The sequence below is a fragment of the Amycolatopsis sp. La24 genome (genome assembly GCF_029087445.1).
Taxonomy (GTDB): domain Bacteria; phylum Actinomycetota; class Actinomycetes; order Mycobacteriales; family Pseudonocardiaceae; genus Amycolatopsis; species Amycolatopsis nivea.
In genome coordinates this window covers 191,005-206,898 of sequence record NZ_JARACH010000007.1, presented here as the reverse complement: position 1 = coordinate 206,898, position 15,894 = coordinate 191,005, and the positions used below count along the sequence as shown (strand labels likewise).

Below are 15,894 nucleotides of genomic sequence, written 5' to 3'. Positions count from 1 at the left end.
GGCGGCGGCGCGGCCGGTTTCCCACCGCATCAGCGCTTTCATCCGGGGCGACGCGTGCGCGGCGCCCAATTCCTCCTCGGCGACGCCGAACTCGGCGAGATCCTCCTGCGGCAGGTACACCCGCCCGTTGCGGTAGTCCTCGCCGACGTCCTGCCAGTGCTCCACGAGCTGGAGCCCGGTGCAGATCCGGTCGGACAGCACCGCGGCGGCCGGGTCGGCCACCCCGAGCAGGTCGAGCACGATCCGCCCGACGGGATCGGCGGAAAGCTGGCAGTACGCCAGCAAGTCCGCGAAGACCGGGTAGCGGTGCACCCGCTGGTCTTGGATGTTCGCCTGGACGAGCCGCTGGAACGGTTCCTCGGTCAGCCGTCCGGCGCGGATCGCGGGGAGAAGTCCACGGACAGCGGGATGTTCCGGTTCCCCGTTGCCGAACGCGGCGGCCAGGTCCGCCGAGAACGCCTCGAGCTGCGCGACGCGGTCGCCCTCGGCCTCGTCGCCCAGATCGTCCACAGTGCGCGCGACGGAATAGACCGCGACAAGGTCGGCGCGCAGCCGTTCCGGCAGCACCCGCAGGGCCACCGGAAAGTTTTCCGCGCGCCGTTTCTCTCGCAGTCCTGACGTATCCGGAGCGTGACGGACACCCGCTGTGGATCTCATCCTCGCCAGTGTCGCGCCCCCGGACGGGCGGCTTCTGCCGCCGGAAAGCGAATTTCGGTGGCTTCGACTTGGCACGAGAGGCCAAAGTGGGGCCAGGATGTCCCGAGGCGACCCGAGACCGCGGCCTGCGACGGAAGGACTCCCGGACACATGGGACCAGATCAGGTGACCCGGCTTGACGAACTGGAGACGGTGGTGACCCGCCGGCTGCCCGCCATGCTCAACGAGGTCCGCGACCAGCTCGCGGACGAGCACCCCGACTACGCGGAATTCCTGACCGAAGAACTCGCCGACCTCGTCGCCGCCAGCGCGGGATTCGTCCGGCGGCTGATCGACATGGCGGCCGACCCCGACGAGCGGCTGCCGGGGCTGGGGTCCGGCGTCGAGCAGACGGTGTTCGAGGAAATCGGGCGCGCGCAATACCAGCAGGGCAGGCGCGTCACGAGCCTGCTGTCGGCTTACCGGGTCGGCGCGCGCGTGGCGTGGCGGCACGTTTCGGAAGCCGCGCTCGATCTCGAGGTGCCCGCCGAACTGTTCGCCTCGCTCGCCACCACTGTGTTCGCTCTCGTGGACCAGCTATCGGAATCGTCGCTGCGCGGTTACTTGCAGGAGCAGTCGGACGCGGTGCGCGCGCGGGAACGGCTGCGCGACGAATTGACCGCGCTGCTGCTGTCCGACCGGGCGGACAAGGCCGCGGTGCGCGCGGCGGCGGCGCGTGCGGACTGGCGGTTGCCGAAGCACGCCGCGGTCGTGCTGGTGGAGGACGACAACGAGCTGGGCCGGGAATTGGTGTTCCGCCTCGAAGACAGCTGCCTGCGGCTGCGCAGGCCGGGCGTGGTCGTGGCGATCGTGCCGGACCCGGGCGGTCCCGGCAGGCGCGCGTGGCTGGCTCGCGCGCTGCGCGGCGGCGGCGCGGTGGTCGGCGCGACGGTGCCGCTCGACCGGCTCCCGGCCAGCCTGCGCATCGCCGAGGTGACCGCGCGGCTGCGCCGGGACCACCTGCTCAGCGACGATCCGGTGTTCGCCGACGAACACCTCGACGCGATCATCGTGCACCGCGACGACCGGCTGCTCGACGTGCTGCGAAGACAAGCCCTTGCCCCGCTTGACGAGCTGAACGAATCCGCGCGGGAACGGCTGTCCACCACGCTCACGTCGTGGCTGCTGCATCTGGGGGACCGCAAGGCGGTCGCGGAGGACCTGCACATCCATCCGCAGACGGTGTCGTACCGGCTCGGCCGCCTGCACGACCTGTTCGGGCCGTCGCTGGACGATCCGGCCGTGCGCGCGACGCTCGTGCTGGCGCTGGCCTGGGGACCGCCCGGCGAAGCGGACGAAACCGCCTGATCGGGGAATTTCCCTGATGCGGCAGCACGGAGGACATGCTTGGGTCGCGTAAGCGGGGGTACCCCGGCGAGAACCGGGAGAGCCGCTCGCGAGGCGCCCGGGGAGGAGGTGTGCGTGGAGCCGTCAGCTTTCGGCGCCGAATCGCGCCGCGAGCGCGCGGTACAGGCCCGGTGCCGCGCCGCGCAGCGCGACGGGGATCCGCAGCCAGCGCGGCACGTAGTAGTCGCCCGGATGCGCGGCGGCGCGCACCACGGCGGCGGCCACGCGTTCGGCGCTCACCGGACGGGGCGTGCTGCGAGTGTAGGGACGGCCGCGGCGTTCGAAGAATTCCGTGCGCACCACGCCGGGAACTACGATTCCGACGGTTACTCCGGTGCCGTGCAACTCGAATCGGAGGCTGTCGGCGAAAGCGTCCACACCGGACTTCGCCGCGGCGTACACGGCTTCCCCGGCGACGCCGGTGCGTCCGGCGATCGAGGACACGAAAACGATCTGCCCGCGATCGCGTTCCAGCATCGCGGGGAGCAGCGCGCGCGTGAGGTCGAGCGGCGCGGTGAGGTTCACGGTGACGAGGTGTCGCAGCCGTTCCCCGGACAGTTCAGGCAGGGGACCGGCCCAGCCGAGACCGGCGTTGTTGACGAGCAGATCCACCGATCCGGTGACCGCCAGCGCGCGTTCGGCGAGCTCCGCCGCGGCGCCGGGCTCCGCGAGGTCGGCGGCGAGCGCGGTGCCGCCGGTTTCCTTCGCGAGGGCGGCCAGCCGGTCCTCGTTCCGGCCGTGCAGCAGCACGTGGACGCCGGAGCGGGCGAGCAGCCGCGCGGTGGCGGCGCCGATGCCCGACGACGCGCCGGTGACCAGCGCGGTGCGGGCCATCAGGCGGCGGGCAGCGCGGCCGGGCGGTGGCCCATGCGCAGCGTGATGCCCGCCGAGCGCAGCGAACGCCGGAACCACCACAGCGAACCGGCGATGGCCAGCCCGATGACCGAGTACGAGCCCGCGGTGCTGACCATGAGGAAGCTGCCGACCGTTTCCCGCGCGAGCATCAGCAGCGTCACGCCGCCGTTCACCGCGAAGACGAGGCCCCACAGCACCGAAACGCGCTGGAAGAACCGGCGCATTCCGGGGTGTCCGGAGAGCGAATCGGGGAATGCGCAGAAATCGCCCGCCAGCCGCGCGAGCAGCGGTTTGTTGAACGGCGCGGAGATCAGGAACAGGCTGGCGACGAGGAAATTCTGTAGAGTCGGCTGCAGGAAGTACAGGAATGCGCTGCCGGTGGCCAGGCCCAGCACAGTGCGCGCGACCAGCAGAGCCGTGGTCAGCAGCAGCACGGCGGGGATCTTCTTGCGCAGCGCGAGCCGGGTGCCGACCACGGCGACCGACCAGCACAGCGCGGCGATGACCCCGCTGTCGAAGCTCACCAGGGTCAGCAGGAGATAGAACAGGCCGGCCGGGACCAGCGTCGACTCGAGCAGGTGCCGGCCCCCGTCCACGACGAGATTGCGGAACGAGGGGAGGTCGATCGTATGGGGGTGTCGCATGCGGGTTCTGCTGCCTCCGGTGCCAACCGGGCGACTCGGCCTCGGACAAGGCTTGAGCATAAGCACGGCGGATGGGGACGGTGTGAGGTGAAGAGTCCGTGACAGTTACGGGGATGTCGCTGGTCGTGGCTGTCCCCGCCGCCGTCGCCGGCGCGGCGTGCATGGGACTCGCGAGCGCAGCGCAGGCCAGGGCGACCAAAGAGGTGGAAACCGGCAAACCGCTCGACCTGACGCTCTTCAAGCGGCTCGTCGGACGACCATTGTGGCTCATCGGGATCGCCGCGACCATCCTGGGTCTCGTCCTGCAGCTCGTCGCGCTCGCGTTCGGGCCGTTGCTGCTGGTCCAGCCGCTGCTCGTGACGTCGCTCATGTTCGCCGGCCTGGCGTCCGCGCGGCTGGAGCGCCGCCGCCCGGACCGCACGATGAGTGCCGGCGGGTTGCTGTGCGTGGCCGGGCTCGCCGCGTTCCTCGTCATCGCCCGGCCGAGCGGCAACAGCGAGACGCTCGTCAGCGGCGGCGACCTGCTGCCGCTCGGCATCGCGCTCGCGGTGGTCACGCTGGCGTCGCTTGTTGTTGCCGCGTCAACGAATTCCGGATCATGGCGGGTGCTCGGGCTGGCCGTCGCGACCGGCGTGCTGTACGGCCTCACCGCCGGGCTGATGAAGGTGGTCGCGGGCCAGTTCCGGGCGGGGATCGACGAACCGTTCCGGCACTGGACGCTGTATCTGGTGTGCGTGGTGGGGCCATTGGGATTCCTGTTGAGCCAGAACACGTTTCAGCAGGGCCGGTACCTGACGCCCGCGCTCGCTGTCATTACTGCGCTGGATCCGCTGGTCGGCGTCGCGATCGGATTGTCGTGGATGGGCGAATCGGCCGACGGGAGGCCGCTCGCGCTGTTCGGCGAGGCGCTGGCCGGGCTGGTGATCGTGGTCGGGATCGCGCTGTTGTCCACCCGCGCGTCGCATTTGTCCGCGGAATCGGATATGCCGTCCGGCGAAGAGGAAACCGCATCGGAAGAACCCGGCGAACGGCCTGATTCGGACCCGGACGACGGGTACGGCCTCGCCGGGACCGCCTGTTAGCGAGAAGGGGGCAGCGTTGGAGCGCGTGCTGATCGTGTCCGCGAACATGGGGCAGGGGCACAATGCGACGGGGCGCGCGCTCGAGGACGCGATACGGCAGCGATGGCCGGACGCGACCGTGCGGTGGGTCAACGCGCTGGAACGGCTCGGTCCTGGTTTCGAGGGGCTTTTCCAGCGGATTTACGTCGCCAATGTGGAAAGCGTCCCGTGGCTGTACGAGTTCTTTTACGCGGCGATCTGGCGGATTCCGTGGTTCGCCGCCGCGTCCCGCTGGTTCACCGCCGCGTGGTGCGGCAGGCGGCTCGCGAAACCGATCGCCGAATTCGCGCCGGATCTGGTGCTGTCGACGTATCCGATGGGCACTGCGGGACTGGCGTGGCTGCGCCGCAAAGGAAAATTGCGGGCGCCGATCGGTGCGTGGGTTTCGGACTTCGCGCCGCATCCGTTCTGGGTTTACGGCGCGGCGGATCTCACCATGGTGATGCACGACGTCGCGGTCGCGCCCGCGCTGCGCTCGTCGCCGTCGGCGCACGTCGGGGTGTCCGCGCCGCCGGTGCGCGCGGTGTTCCGGCCAGGCGACCAGACCGCGGCGCGCCACGAACTGGGCTTGCCGCCGGACGCGTTCGTGCCGCTGGTTTCGTGCGGCTCACTGGGTTTCGGCGAGATCGAGACGACGGTGCGCGAACTGCTGGCGGCGGATCCGTCGGTGGCGCCGATCGCGATCTGCGGCCGCAACGACGCGGCGGCCGCCCGGCTGCGGGCCCTGGGCGAACCGCGGTTGCACGTCGTCGGGTGGACGGACCAGCCGGAGCGATACACGCTGGCGGCGGACGTCGTGGTGACGAACGCGGGCGGGGCGACCTCGCTGGAGGCGCTGGCGTGCGGGCGCCCGGTGCTGATGCATCGCCCGATCGCCGCGCACGGCAAGGCGAACGCTCGGTTGATGGCCGCCGCCGGGCTCGCCCTGGTGTCCACAAAGGACGGTGAGCTGGCGGAGACCGTGCGCGGTCTGCTGGCGGAGCCGGAACGGCTCAAGGAGATGGCGGAAGCGGTCGCGCGGCATTGCGAAACGGCCACTCCGCTGGTGGAGGCGCTGGAATCGCTCGTTTCCGCGCCGCTGAACCCGCCGACGCAGCGGCTCCGGCCGGAGGACGCGCTGTTCGTGCACGTGGCCACGCCGGAGGTGCCGCAACAGGTCGGTGCGGTCTTGTTGTTCGACCCGAAGGCGGACGGCACGCCGGTCACGCATGCGGACGCTGAGCATCTGCTCGCCGCGACCCCCGGCTTGCGAACCCGCTTGCTGCCCGGCAGCCGGTTGTGGCGCGCGCGATGGCAGGAGGACCCGGGCCGCACGTCGGCGGACGTGCTGACTTCCGTGCGGATGGGCCCGGAAGCGCCGTTGGACGAGGCGTTGACGCGGGAGATGGACGCGTTCTTCTCGGAACCGGTGTCCCCGGAACATCCGGTGCGGGCCCGGCTGGTGACCGGGATCGAGGGGGAGCAGGGGGCGTTGCTGATCGCGCTGCACCACGCGGCGAGTGACGGGATCGCGGTGATCAGCGCGCTGGTGGGGCAGGCGCGGGGGAAAGAACCGTTGACGCCGGTGGCGGTTCCTCGGCGGCGGGGGTGGTGGCGTCGCCCCAATGTGGCATTGGGCGCATCTGACGCACCGAATGCCACATTGGGTGCATCTCACGCACCGAACGCCACTTTGGGTGCGTCTGGCGTGCCGGATGCCGCGTTGGGTGCGTCTCATGCATCGAACGCCGCGTTGGGTGCGTCGGGCGCTGCGGATGCCGCGTTGGGTGCGTCTCATGCATCGAATGCCACTTTGGGTGCGTCCGGCGCACCGAATGCCACATTGGGTGCATCTCACGCACCGAATGCCGCTTTGGGTGCATCTCATGCACCCAATGCCACATTGGGGCGCAACGGGTCCCACCCCGAGCGGAGTGCGCCGCGGGTGGCACTTGCCAGCCTGGCGGCACCGGTGCGCGCGGCGCTCGCTCGCGTGGCGAGCCCCGTGTGGCACCGGCTTGAGCGGCCATCGGGACCGTCCAGTCGTTCCGGCACCGCCGAGCCTGCGCGAGCCAAGCCGAGTCAACGCAACCAAGCCGCCGAGTTGGCGCGCGGCGTCTGGACTCTCGCCCGGGCCGGTGCCGCGCCCCGAGTCGGCTGGGACAAGCGGATCGACAGTCCCCGACGGCATTTCGCCCGGGCCCATCTCTCCGCCCCCGAAGTCCGCAAGGCCGCGCGCCGGGCGGGGGTGCCGACGACCAACCTCGTTCTCGCGCTCGTCGCCGAGGCCTTGCATCGCGAGCTGGGCGGGACCGCGCCGGAGCGGCTTCGGGTGCTGATTCCGATGTCGGTCCGCGACACCGGGACCTTCCGTCAGCTCGGCAACCACACCGGCGCGGCTTCGGTGGACCTGCCGACCGGCGCGATGTCGCTGTCGGAACGGGTGCGGGCGACCGACCGGATGCTGTCCGACCAGGTCGGCCACGGTGCGCCCCGCGCGGGCAACGCTGTCGTGCGCGTGCTCGGGATTCTGCCGCCGGCGCTGCATCGCCGGGCGGCCAAGCTCGTCTACCGCGGCACGTGGTTCAGCGTCATCGCCTCGGTGCTGCCCGGCGCTCGGTCGCCGGTGGTGCTCAACGGGGCGCTCGTCCGCACTGTCTACCCGGTCTTGTCGCTCGCTCCCGGAGTCCCGGTGGCGGTCGGCATCATGACGTGGGCGGACCGGTTCACCGTCTGCATCACGGTGCCCGCCGGACAAGAGGCGCGCGGGGACCGGCTGGCGGCTGCGGTCGTGGAGGCGTTCGGACGGGTGTAGTCACTGCGAGAAGTGCGTGCGCGGGCGGGGAAGAAGTTCGCCGTCGACTTCGATGTCCACCATCTCGTTGTAGAACGCCACGAGTCCGGCGATGGGCTGGACGGCCGCGGCCGGGTAGGCGTAGGTCCACGCGAGGTGCTCGTGCAGGACGTCGCCGACGCGGACGGACCAGTAGCCGGACGTCTCGCCCTTGTACGGGCAGGCGGTGACCATGCCGGGTTCGGCAACGAGATGCGTGAAATCGACTTCGGTGCGGTTGAAGTAATACCGGGTCGGGAGGCCGGTTTCGAACAGCAGCACCGGCGACGACGATTCCGCCAGCGTGACTCCGTTCAACCGCACGCGGACGTGTCGCGTCGAACGCAAAGCGTCCACTCGCGTGTACGGGTTGCGCGGGTGGACGAAAACCTGTTCGTCCTCTTCGAACCAGGCGTCCAGCGCGTCCCACTCGAACCGGAGGTGTCCAGGTAGGACAGAGTCGTTCACCCAAGCGGCAGCAGGCTTTTCGACCTCGCCGACGCGCAGCGAGAACCGCCCGTCGTCTCCGGAGACCAGTGCGCCGGGGAGAACGTCGTCGAGCGGGAAATAGAACTGCGGATAGTAGGGCCATTCCCAGACATATTTGGCCCGCGTGCTGTCCACAATGGTCTTCCCGGCGAGCACTCCGCGCACTCGCCGGGGGACCGGTTCGACGTGTCCGGCCTGGACTGCCGCCGCTGGGTAATCGGTCATCCGCGCTTCGGGAGTTTCCAGCCGGGGCGCGGGAAGTGGCAGGTGTAGCCGTGCGGATAACGCTGCAGGTAGTCCTGGTGCTCCGGCTCCGCCTCCCAGAAGTCGCCCGCCGCGGTGACCTCGGTGACGACCTTGCCGGGCCACAGTCCGGAGGCGTCGACGTCGGCGATGGTGTCTTCGGCGATCCGCTTTTGCTCGTCGGTGGTGTAGAAGATGGCGGAGCGGTAGCTGGTGCCGATGTCGTTGCCCTGGCGGTTCTTGGTGCTGGGGTCGTGGACCTGGAAGAAGAACTCCAGCAGGGCGCGGAAGTCGGTCTGCTCCGGGTCGTAGGTGACCTCGATGGTTTCGGCGTGGGTGCCGTGGTTGCGGTAGGTGGCGTGGGGGACGTCGCCGCCGCTGTAGCCGACGCGGGTCGCGGTCACGCCGGGCTGGTGGCGGAACAGCTCCTCCATGCCCCAGAAACATCCGCCGGCCAGGATCGCTTTTTCCGTCATTTCCTTCTCTCCCATCGGGGATTCCGTGTACAGGATGACGCCGCGGGGCCGGTCGCTATTCCGGTGGCCGGGGGCCCGGTCAGAACTCCGTAATATCTCCCTCCGCCGCGGCCGCGACGAACAGGTCCAGCAGCGTCCGCAGGGCCTGCGACGACGGGCGCTTCGCGGAGACGACGACGGTGAGCGGCCAGGTCAGCGACGTGTCGGCGAGCGGGATCGACACGACGCCCGGGTGATCCAGCCGGGCGGTGCCGGGCAGGACCGCGACGCCGAGCCCGGCGGCGACGTAGCGCGGCACCGTCCGCAGGTCGGCGACCTCGGCGGTCACCCGGCGCGTAAGCCCGAGCGCGGCGAACTCCCGGTCGACCGCCAGCCGGTTCCCGAAGCCGCGCGGACAGTCGACGAACAGTTCGCCGTCCAGCTCCGGCAGCCGGACCTGCTCGCGTCCGGCGAGCGGATGGCTGTCCGGCAGCACGGCGTAGTACGGCACGCTGGCCAGCTGCGTCGCGTCGAGGCCGCCCAGCTCGGCCCGGGAGAGGCCGAGCAACGCGACGTCGAGCCCGCCGTGGCGGACGTCGTCGGCGAGGCCGGACGAACCGGTGAGGGACACCGTCAGATGCAGGTCGACCAGCGGGTGCCTGCGGTGGAACGCGCCGAGCAGCACCGGCAGATCGAACGCGTTCATGCTGGTCAGCGTGCCGATCCGGAGGCTTCCGCGCAGACCGGCGGACGCCTGCTGCACCACCTCGCGCGCCCGCTCCACCGATTCCAGCGCGGCTTTCGCCGCGGGCAGGAAGAGCGCGCCCGCGGTTGACAGCGCGACCCGGCGGGTAGACCGGTCGAACAGCGTCGCGCCGAGGTCGGTCTCCAGCGCGCGGATCGTCGCCGAGACCGTGGACTGCGTGGCGAACAGCCGCTGGGCCGCCCGCGTGAAGCTCAGCTCCTCGGCGACCGCCACGAAGTACTCCAGCTGCCGCGTCTCCATGCCCCAATTATCGCGGATCACGATAACTATGACCAACACTTTTCGTTGGACTTGATGAGTGGGGCGGGGGATCGTTTCAGGGGTAGGTTCCCGCTTGGAAGGTCGACATGGTCACCACAGCTCCGCCCGCTCTCACCGCCCCGGCCGGATGGCGCGTCAGCCACGGCTGGGGGTTCAGGGTCATCGCTTTCGCGTTCGCCGCGTGCCTCGCGTTCTCCACCGTGCCCACTCCGCTGTACGCGCTCTACCAGCAGCGGGACGGGTTCCCGACGTTCCTGGTCACCGTCATCTTCGCGGCGTACGCGGTCGGCGTGATGGCCAGCCTCTACCTCGCCGGGCACGTCAGCGACTGGCTCGGCCGCCGCCGCGTGATCCTCGCTTCGACGCTCGCCGAGGCCCTGTCGGCGGTGTTGTTCCTGCTCTGGCCGGAGGTCCCGGGCCTGCTGATCGCGCGGTTCGTCTGCGGCGTGGGCATCGGCGCGCTGACGGCCACCGCCACCGCGCACCTGTCCGAGCTGCGGGCGGTGACCCGGCCGGACCAGGACCTGGGCCGCTCCGGCTTGATCGCCACCGTGGTGAACATGGGCGGCCTCGGGCTCGGCCCGGTGGTCGGCGGCGTCTTCGCGCAGTACATCGACGGCCCGCTGACCAGCACGTTCGTCGTGTTCCTGGTGGTGTTGCTGGTGGCGGCGTTCGCGGTGTGCCTGGTGCCGGAGACCGTCGAGCGGCGCGAGGAGCGCCCGGCTTACCGGCCGCAGCGCGTGTCGCTGCCCGCCGGGGCGCGGCCGGCGTTCGTCGGCGCGGCGATCGGGGTGTTCGCCGCGTTCGCGATCACCGGGCTGTTCATGTCGCTCGCGCCGACCCTGCTCGCCGAAGGCCTGCACGAGCACAGCCGGATGCTCGCCGGGGTCACCGCGGGCTCGATGCTGGGCGCGGCGGCGGTGGCGCAGGTGGTCTTCGCGTCGATGGCGTCGCGGGCGCAGCTGCGACTGGGGTTCGTGCTGATGCCGATCGGGCTGGCGGTGCTTTCGGCGGCGGCGCTGCTGCCCTCCCTGGCGCTGTTCCTGGCGGGCTCGGTGATCGCCGGGAGCGGGATGGGGCTCGGCTTCCGCGCCGCGGTCGGGACGGTGGCGGCGCTGGCCGATCCGCTGTCCCGCGGCGAGGTGCTGGCCGGGATCTTCCTGGCGGCTTACGCCGGGCTGGTGGTGCCGGTGCTGCTGGTCGGGATGACGCTGCTGTGGGTGCCGAGCCCGCTCGCGCTGGTCGGCTTTTCGGCGGCGGAGCTGGTGCTGCTGGGGTTCTCGGCTTGGCGGGTGCTGCGGACCGCTTGAGCCGCTGGCAGTCCGTGAAGGGCTCCTTGGGGGAATCTGGTTCCCGCAAGGAGCCCTTCACGGACAGCGGCCCGGGTCAGGCGACCTCGGTGGAGCGCGTCCGGGCGGCGCGGGCGCTCCATCGGCCGTCGTGGCGGTCGACGCGGATCGGGTGGCCGAACGCCCGGCTGATGCTGGCCGTCGTCACCGCCTGGTCGATCGGCCCCGACGAAACCACCGAGCCGTCCGCGATCAGCAACGCGTGCGTGGTCGTTTCCGGCAGTTCTTCCAGGTGGTGGGTGACCACGATGGAGGCGAGCCGGGGATGGGTCCGGGTGAGCAGGTCGATTGTTTCGAGCAGCTGCTCGCGGGCCGCGACGTCCAAGCCGGTGGACGGTTCGTCGAGCAGCAGCAGCCGGGGGTCGCTGATCAGCGCGCGGGCGATCAGGGCGCGGCCGCGTTCGCCTTGCGACAGCGTCGGCCAGCGTTCGCCTGCCTTGCCGGCCAGACCGAGCAGGTCGACGAGTTCGTCGGCCTGGGCGAGCTGCGCGGCGGTGGGCTGCCAGCGCGGCGGCGTGTCGATGCTCCCGGTGACGCCGGTCAGCACGACCTCCCGGATGGTGAGCGGCGAACGCAGCGGATGCCGCGGGTCGACGTGCCCGATGCTGCGGCGCAGCGCCTGCAGTTCGACCCGGCCGAGCCGTCCGCCGAGGACGTCGACGGTGCCTGCGGTCGGATGCGTGACCGCGCCGCAGAAACCGAGGATCGTGCTTTTCCCGGCGCCGTTCGGACCGAGCAGCGCCCAGTGTTCGCCCGCCCGCACGGTCAGGTTCACGCCGTGCAGGATTTCCTTGCCCTGCCTGCGGAACACGACGTCGGTCAGCTGCAGCACGACCTCGCTCACGAAAGTGCCTCCTTCAAGGCGGTCAGGTGCGCCCGGCTCAGTTCCGCGGCGGCGGACGCGTCTTTGTCCGCGATCGCCTCGACGAGCGCCAGGTGCGCGGCTTGGTCTTCTTCGGGGGCGGTGATCGGCCGGGCGCGCAGCATGTCCGTCATGGCGCGGTGGATTCGCGGGACGAAACTGTCGAACAATTCGATCAGCACGTCGTTGTGCGCGGCGACGAGCACGGTGCGGTGGAACGCGGTGTCGGTGTCCACGAGGCGTTCGACGTCCGGGTCGCCGATCGCGCGGGCGGCGAGCGCGCGGCGGATCGCGCGCAGGTCCGTCGGCGTCCGCCGGTGCGCGGCGAGGGCGGCGGCTTCCGCTTCGATGGCGATGCGCGCCTCGATCACCGCGCCGATCGTCGCGCGGCGCAGGACCGCGTCCCAATCCTCGGCGACGTCCAGCGCGGTCACGAAAACCCCGGAACCCTGGCGGGAATCCAGCACGCCTTTGCCCGCCAATTCGCGGATCGCTTCGCGCAGCGTCGACCGGCCGACGCCCAGTTGCGCGGCCAAAGTCGTTTCCCCGGGCAATTTGTGGCCGAGCGGCCATTCGCCGGCGCGAATGCGTCCGAGAAGGACTTCGGCGGCCTGCGCGGCGAGCGGGTGCCGGTGCACGAGAGGGGGCATCGGAGGGCTTTCTGGTCGGACGGGGCGGCAGGAGCGAGGCTACTGCGGGACATTCTTCCGGCGGGGTGTCGAGTGTGGAGCGTCACTAGTCTACTTGTCTGAGGAGTCGGGGATTTTCTGACCCGTTCGGGTGGGTTACGGTGTTTCGAGTGCCGTATTCTGCCCGGTCCGGGTGAGGATCGGCCGCATGCGTGCCAGGAAAATGGCCGTCGTCGGCGGAGCGATCGCCGCGGCGGTGTGTGCGGTGGCGTTCGTGGCCGGTCCGGGCGCGAGCGCCGCTCCGCTGCCAGGGGGATTGGGCCCGTGCGTCGGCGACGCCTGCCCGGAGAAGTACCCGCCGGTCAACAACGGGCCGTTCGCGGGACGGGACAACGGCATCAACGTCTTCGCCGGCGGCGATTTCCTCGTGCGCGAAGGCGCGGCCGAGGCCGAGGGCCGGGTCGTCGTGCTCGGCGGGTTCGACATGGCGAAGCGGACCGGGGCGTCCGCGGTCTACAACGTCGGCATCGCGGGCGTCGGCTCGCGCGTGCCCCCGCCGGACGGCGCCGATTTCCTCACCACCGGCAAGAACATCACCGTCGCGCCGAACCAGCGGCTCCTCGCGGACGGCGGCGTCGTGCGCTACGGCGGCACCGTCACCGGGACCGTGACCGGCACGCTGAAACAGGACCCGAACGCGGCCGACCCGTACAAGCAGCTCCGGCCGCAGCTGCAGGAAGCCAGCACCTGCTACAGCAAGTCCGCGGCGACCGGGACGGCGAAGAACGAGGGCTACCGCACGTTGTTCACCGGAGACGGGAAGTCCGCGCTGCAGGTGTTCAACGTCGACTTCGACCTCACCAACCGCGGCGGCAGCATGCAGGGCCTGGAATTCGCCGGCATCCCGGCGGGCGCGACGGTGCTGGTAAACCTCGTCGGCGGCAACCGGGTGATCAACACCTACACCGGCGACCTCGCCGACCAGGACCCGATCAACCACCTGCGCGAGAAGCTGTTGTGGAACTTCCCGGACGCGTCGAAGGTGAAGATCGCCGGGCAGGCGCAGTTCCAGGGCAGCGTGCTGGTCGGCAACCCGGCCAGCGACACGACGGTCACCGCGTCGGGCACCAACGGCCGCTTCTTCACCGCGGGCAACCTGCTGCACACGTCGGAGGGCGCGGCGGGCGGGCAGGAGTTCCACGCTTATCCGTTCACTGGTGATCTGCCGGATTGCAATGCTCCGACTACTAGTTCGACGGCGCCGACGAGCTCGACTTCGTCCAGCACTACGTCGTCGAGCACGGAGCCGACGAGCACGACTTCGTCGAGTACCACCTCGACCAGCTCCACCACGACCTCGACCGGCCCGTCGGAGACGTTTTCCTCGACCGCGCCGACGTCGTCCTCATCAAGCGCGACGTCCTCGAGTTCGCAGCCGACGTCCTCGTCCGGCACCACGAGCCCGACGACGTCCAGCTCGTCGTCGGAAGCCCCGGCCCCGATCACGACCACGAGCGACAACTCCGGCGGCGTGGCCCCGGGAACCGGCCCGTCCGACCAGGGCCCGCTCGCGTCGACCGGCGCGGACATCCGCGGCTACCTGATCGGAGGCGGCGCACTGCTCCTCATCGGCGGCGCGCTGGTGGCGGCAGTGGCGGTGCGCCGCAAGCGCTCCTGACGAACGCCGTGAAGGGCTCCTTGAGGGAATCTGAGTCCCGCAAGGAGCCCTTCACGGACAGTCGGCCCAGGCGGCCGCGAGGTTTGTGAGGGAACTCCGGCAGCAGTCGTGGAGCGGAGAAATCCTCGCCGTAGGAAGGTCCGTGAGGGGGGCCCTGAGGGAATCAGATTCCCTCAGGGGTCCCCTCACGGCATTTGGCGCGGGGCGTTCGGCGGCGGAGGCGTGTGGTGTCTGGCGTTCAGCGGTGGGGAGTTCCGTGACTGGCGGCCGGCGATAGGAAACTCCGCAACAGGGGAGCGGGGCTAGCGAGCGGCGGGCGTGCGTGAATCGCGGTACTCAGCAGCCCGCGCCTCGTAAGCGCGGAGTTCTTCCTCCCGATCCGGAACGTCCTGCGCGCCACCCTCCGGCTGGTCGGCGAAGAAACCGCGCAGCGCGGCGTTCGCGGAGGCGGCGAGGTGGCCGGTCCGGGCGAACATCGCGGTCTCGTAGCGGGTCAACGCGGCTTCGACGTCCGGCTCCTCGTGCAGTGCGTGCGCCAATTCCGCACCGTCGAGCAATGCCAGGTTCGCGCCGTGCCCGCCGAACGGGGCCATTGCGTGTGCGGCGTCGCCGATTACGGTGATGCCGGGGACGCGTTCCCAGGTCAGGGGAGCGGGCAGCGCGGTGAACGCGCGTGCCACGTAATCACCGTCGTTGTCGGTCAGCAGCGGGAGCACCTTCGAGCCCCAGCCGCGGAACTCGCGGAGCAGGAACTCGCGGACCGACGTGCGGTCAGTCAGGTCGACGCCTTCCCGTGCGGCCCAGTCCTCTTCGGCGCGGAAAGCTACGTAGCCGCGGATCACCCCGTTGCTGTTGCGCTGCACGATCACTGCGCGGCCGGCGCCGTCGGCGGTGAACAGTTGTCCGTTGCCCACCAAGGCTGCGATTTCCGGGTGCCGGGTTTCGACGGCGTCGAATCGGACGTCCAAAAAGGACACTCCGAGGTATTCCGGACTCACGTCGGTGAGTCGGCGGCGCACCTTTGACCAGGTGCCGTCCGCGCCGATCACGACGTCGGCGTCCACTGTGGAGCCGTTGGCGAAGTGCAAGCGGTGGACGCCGTTTTCGGTGGTCAGGTCGGTGAGTTTGTGTCCCCAGTGGACGGTGCCGGGGGCGAGTCGTTCGTGCAGCATCGTGCGGAGTTGGCCGCGGTCGATTTCCGGGGCGGCGGTGTCGTCGTCGGCGGGGGCGAACTGCTTCAGCAGGGTTCCGTGGTGGTCGCGTCTGGCCATGGCTTGGCCTTCGGCGCGGGCCAGTTCGTGGAAGGCCGGCAGCAGCCCGGCGTCTTCCAGGGCGATCTGGCCGTTGTCGGCGTGCAGGTCGAGCGTGCCGCCGGGATCTCGTGAGTCGACGGCGGTGTCGGCGTCGTACACGGTCGCGGCGATGCCGTGGCCGTGCAGGACGTGCGCGGCGAGCAACCCGCCCGGGCCGCCGCCGACGATGGCGATGCGCGGTGTCTCGTTCATGCTCTTCCCCTCTCGTGCCGGTGTGGTCTGGCATCGAGCATAGGTGCAACCATGCAAAAAGTGCAACTGTACAACTTAGTAAGTCATTGCACCTTGAAGCGTCGCTGCTAAACCGGCTAGCAGGATGCCGAGCGCGTAGCCGGAGTCGTCCCCGATGGTCCGGCCAGGTCTGGTCCTCGACG

The 15,894-nt window shown here is 70.4% G+C and carries 14 protein-coding genes; 5 read left to right on the top strand and 9 right to left on the bottom strand.

Annotated elements, in window-relative coordinates:
* Positions 1 to 657 (bottom strand): squalene/phytoene synthase family protein (locus PUT80_RS11255; protein WP_275291855.1); only part of this gene is annotated, 657 nt, incomplete at its 3' end.
* 150 nt (positions 658 to 807) lie between these two features.
* Here PUT80_RS11255 and PUT80_RS11250 point away from each other — a divergent pair.
* Positions 808 to 2,004 (top strand): helix-turn-helix domain-containing protein, encoded by a 1,197-nt coding sequence (locus PUT80_RS11250; protein ID WP_051729736.1) that lies wholly within the window; start codon positions 808 to 810, stop codon positions 2,002 to 2,004.
* 123 nt (positions 2,005 to 2,127) lie between these two features.
* Here PUT80_RS11250 and PUT80_RS11245 read toward each other — a convergent pair whose 3' ends face one another.
* Both PUT80_RS11245 and PUT80_RS11240 read right to left on the bottom strand, forming a co-directional pair.
* On the bottom strand, positions 2,128 to 2,877 hold the full coding sequence (locus PUT80_RS11245; RefSeq protein WP_275291854.1) for an SDR family NAD(P)-dependent oxidoreductase: 750 nt from the start codon (positions 2,875 to 2,877) through the stop codon (positions 2,128 to 2,130).
* A complete protein-coding gene (locus tag PUT80_RS11240) occupies positions 2,877 to 3,542 on the bottom strand; it encodes a VC0807 family protein (RefSeq protein WP_037819429.1) in 666 nt (221 codons plus the stop codon). Before PUT80_RS11240 ends, PUT80_RS11245 begins: the two co-directional genes overlap by 1 nt.
* 113 nt (positions 3,543 to 3,655) lie before the next feature.
* On the opposite strand from PUT80_RS11240, the gene PUT80_RS11235 reads away from it, so the two are divergent.
* The gene (locus tag PUT80_RS11235) at positions 3,656 to 4,624 is read left to right on the top strand and encodes a DMT family transporter (RefSeq protein ID WP_037819432.1); all 969 of its coding nucleotides are present in this window, start codon (positions 3,656 to 3,658) and stop codon (positions 4,622 to 4,624) included.
* Between the two features lie 25 nt (positions 4,625 to 4,649).
* Positions 4,650 to 7,457, top strand: a complete 2,808-nt coding sequence (locus PUT80_RS11230; RefSeq protein WP_275291861.1) for a WS/DGAT domain-containing protein — start codon at positions 4,650 to 4,652, stop codon at positions 7,455 to 7,457.
* Here PUT80_RS11230 and PUT80_RS11225 read toward each other — a convergent pair whose 3' ends face one another.
* From PUT80_RS11225 to PUT80_RS11215, 3 genes are all read right to left on the bottom strand, one after another.
* Positions 7,458 to 8,189, bottom strand: a complete 732-nt coding sequence (locus tag PUT80_RS11225) for a DUF427 domain-containing protein (protein ID WP_275291853.1) — start codon at positions 8,187 to 8,189, stop codon at positions 7,458 to 7,460.
* Entirely contained in the window at positions 8,186 to 8,683 is a 498-nt protein-coding gene (gene msrA / locus PUT80_RS11220) for a peptide-methionine (S)-S-oxide reductase MsrA (protein WP_043833708.1), read from the bottom strand. Before msrA ends, PUT80_RS11225 begins: the two co-directional genes overlap by 4 nt.
* A 79-nt stretch (positions 8,684 to 8,762) precedes the next feature.
* On the bottom strand, positions 8,763 to 9,668 hold the full coding sequence (locus PUT80_RS11215; protein ID WP_275291852.1) for a LysR family transcriptional regulator: 906 nt from the start codon (positions 9,666 to 9,668) through the stop codon (positions 8,763 to 8,765).
* A 107-nt stretch (positions 9,669 to 9,775) separates the two neighbouring features.
* On the opposite strand from PUT80_RS11215, the gene PUT80_RS11210 reads away from it, so the two are divergent.
* Entirely contained in the window at positions 9,776 to 10,999 is a 1,224-nt protein-coding gene (locus tag PUT80_RS11210) for an MFS transporter (RefSeq protein WP_037819437.1), read from the top strand.
* 76 nt (positions 11,000 to 11,075) lie between these two features.
* On the opposite strand, the gene PUT80_RS11205 is transcribed toward PUT80_RS11210, so the two are convergent.
* Positions 11,076 to 11,882 carry an ATP-binding cassette domain-containing protein gene (locus PUT80_RS11205; protein ID WP_275291851.1) on the bottom strand — a complete coding sequence of 269 codons (807 nt, stop codon included), beginning with the start codon at positions 11,880 to 11,882 and terminating at the stop codon, positions 11,076 to 11,078.
* Positions 11,879 to 12,550 (bottom strand): FCD domain-containing protein, encoded by a 672-nt coding sequence (locus tag PUT80_RS11200; RefSeq protein WP_275291850.1) that lies wholly within the window; start codon positions 12,548 to 12,550, stop codon positions 11,879 to 11,881. Before PUT80_RS11200 ends, PUT80_RS11205 begins: the two co-directional genes overlap by 4 nt.
* Positions 12,551 to 12,737: 187 nt before the next feature.
* Between PUT80_RS11200 and PUT80_RS11195 the strand changes: the two genes are divergently transcribed.
* On the top strand, positions 12,738 to 14,207 hold the full coding sequence (locus tag PUT80_RS11195) for a choice-of-anchor A family protein (protein ID WP_275291849.1): 1,470 nt from the start codon (positions 12,738 to 12,740) through the stop codon (positions 14,205 to 14,207).
* Positions 14,208 to 14,509: 302 nt separating this feature from the next.
* On the opposite strand, the gene PUT80_RS11190 is transcribed toward PUT80_RS11195, so the two are convergent.
* Entirely contained in the window at positions 14,510 to 15,712 is a 1,203-nt protein-coding gene (locus tag PUT80_RS11190) for an NAD(P)/FAD-dependent oxidoreductase (protein ID WP_275291848.1), read from the bottom strand.
* Between the last annotated feature and the right edge of the window lie 182 nt (positions 15,713 to 15,894).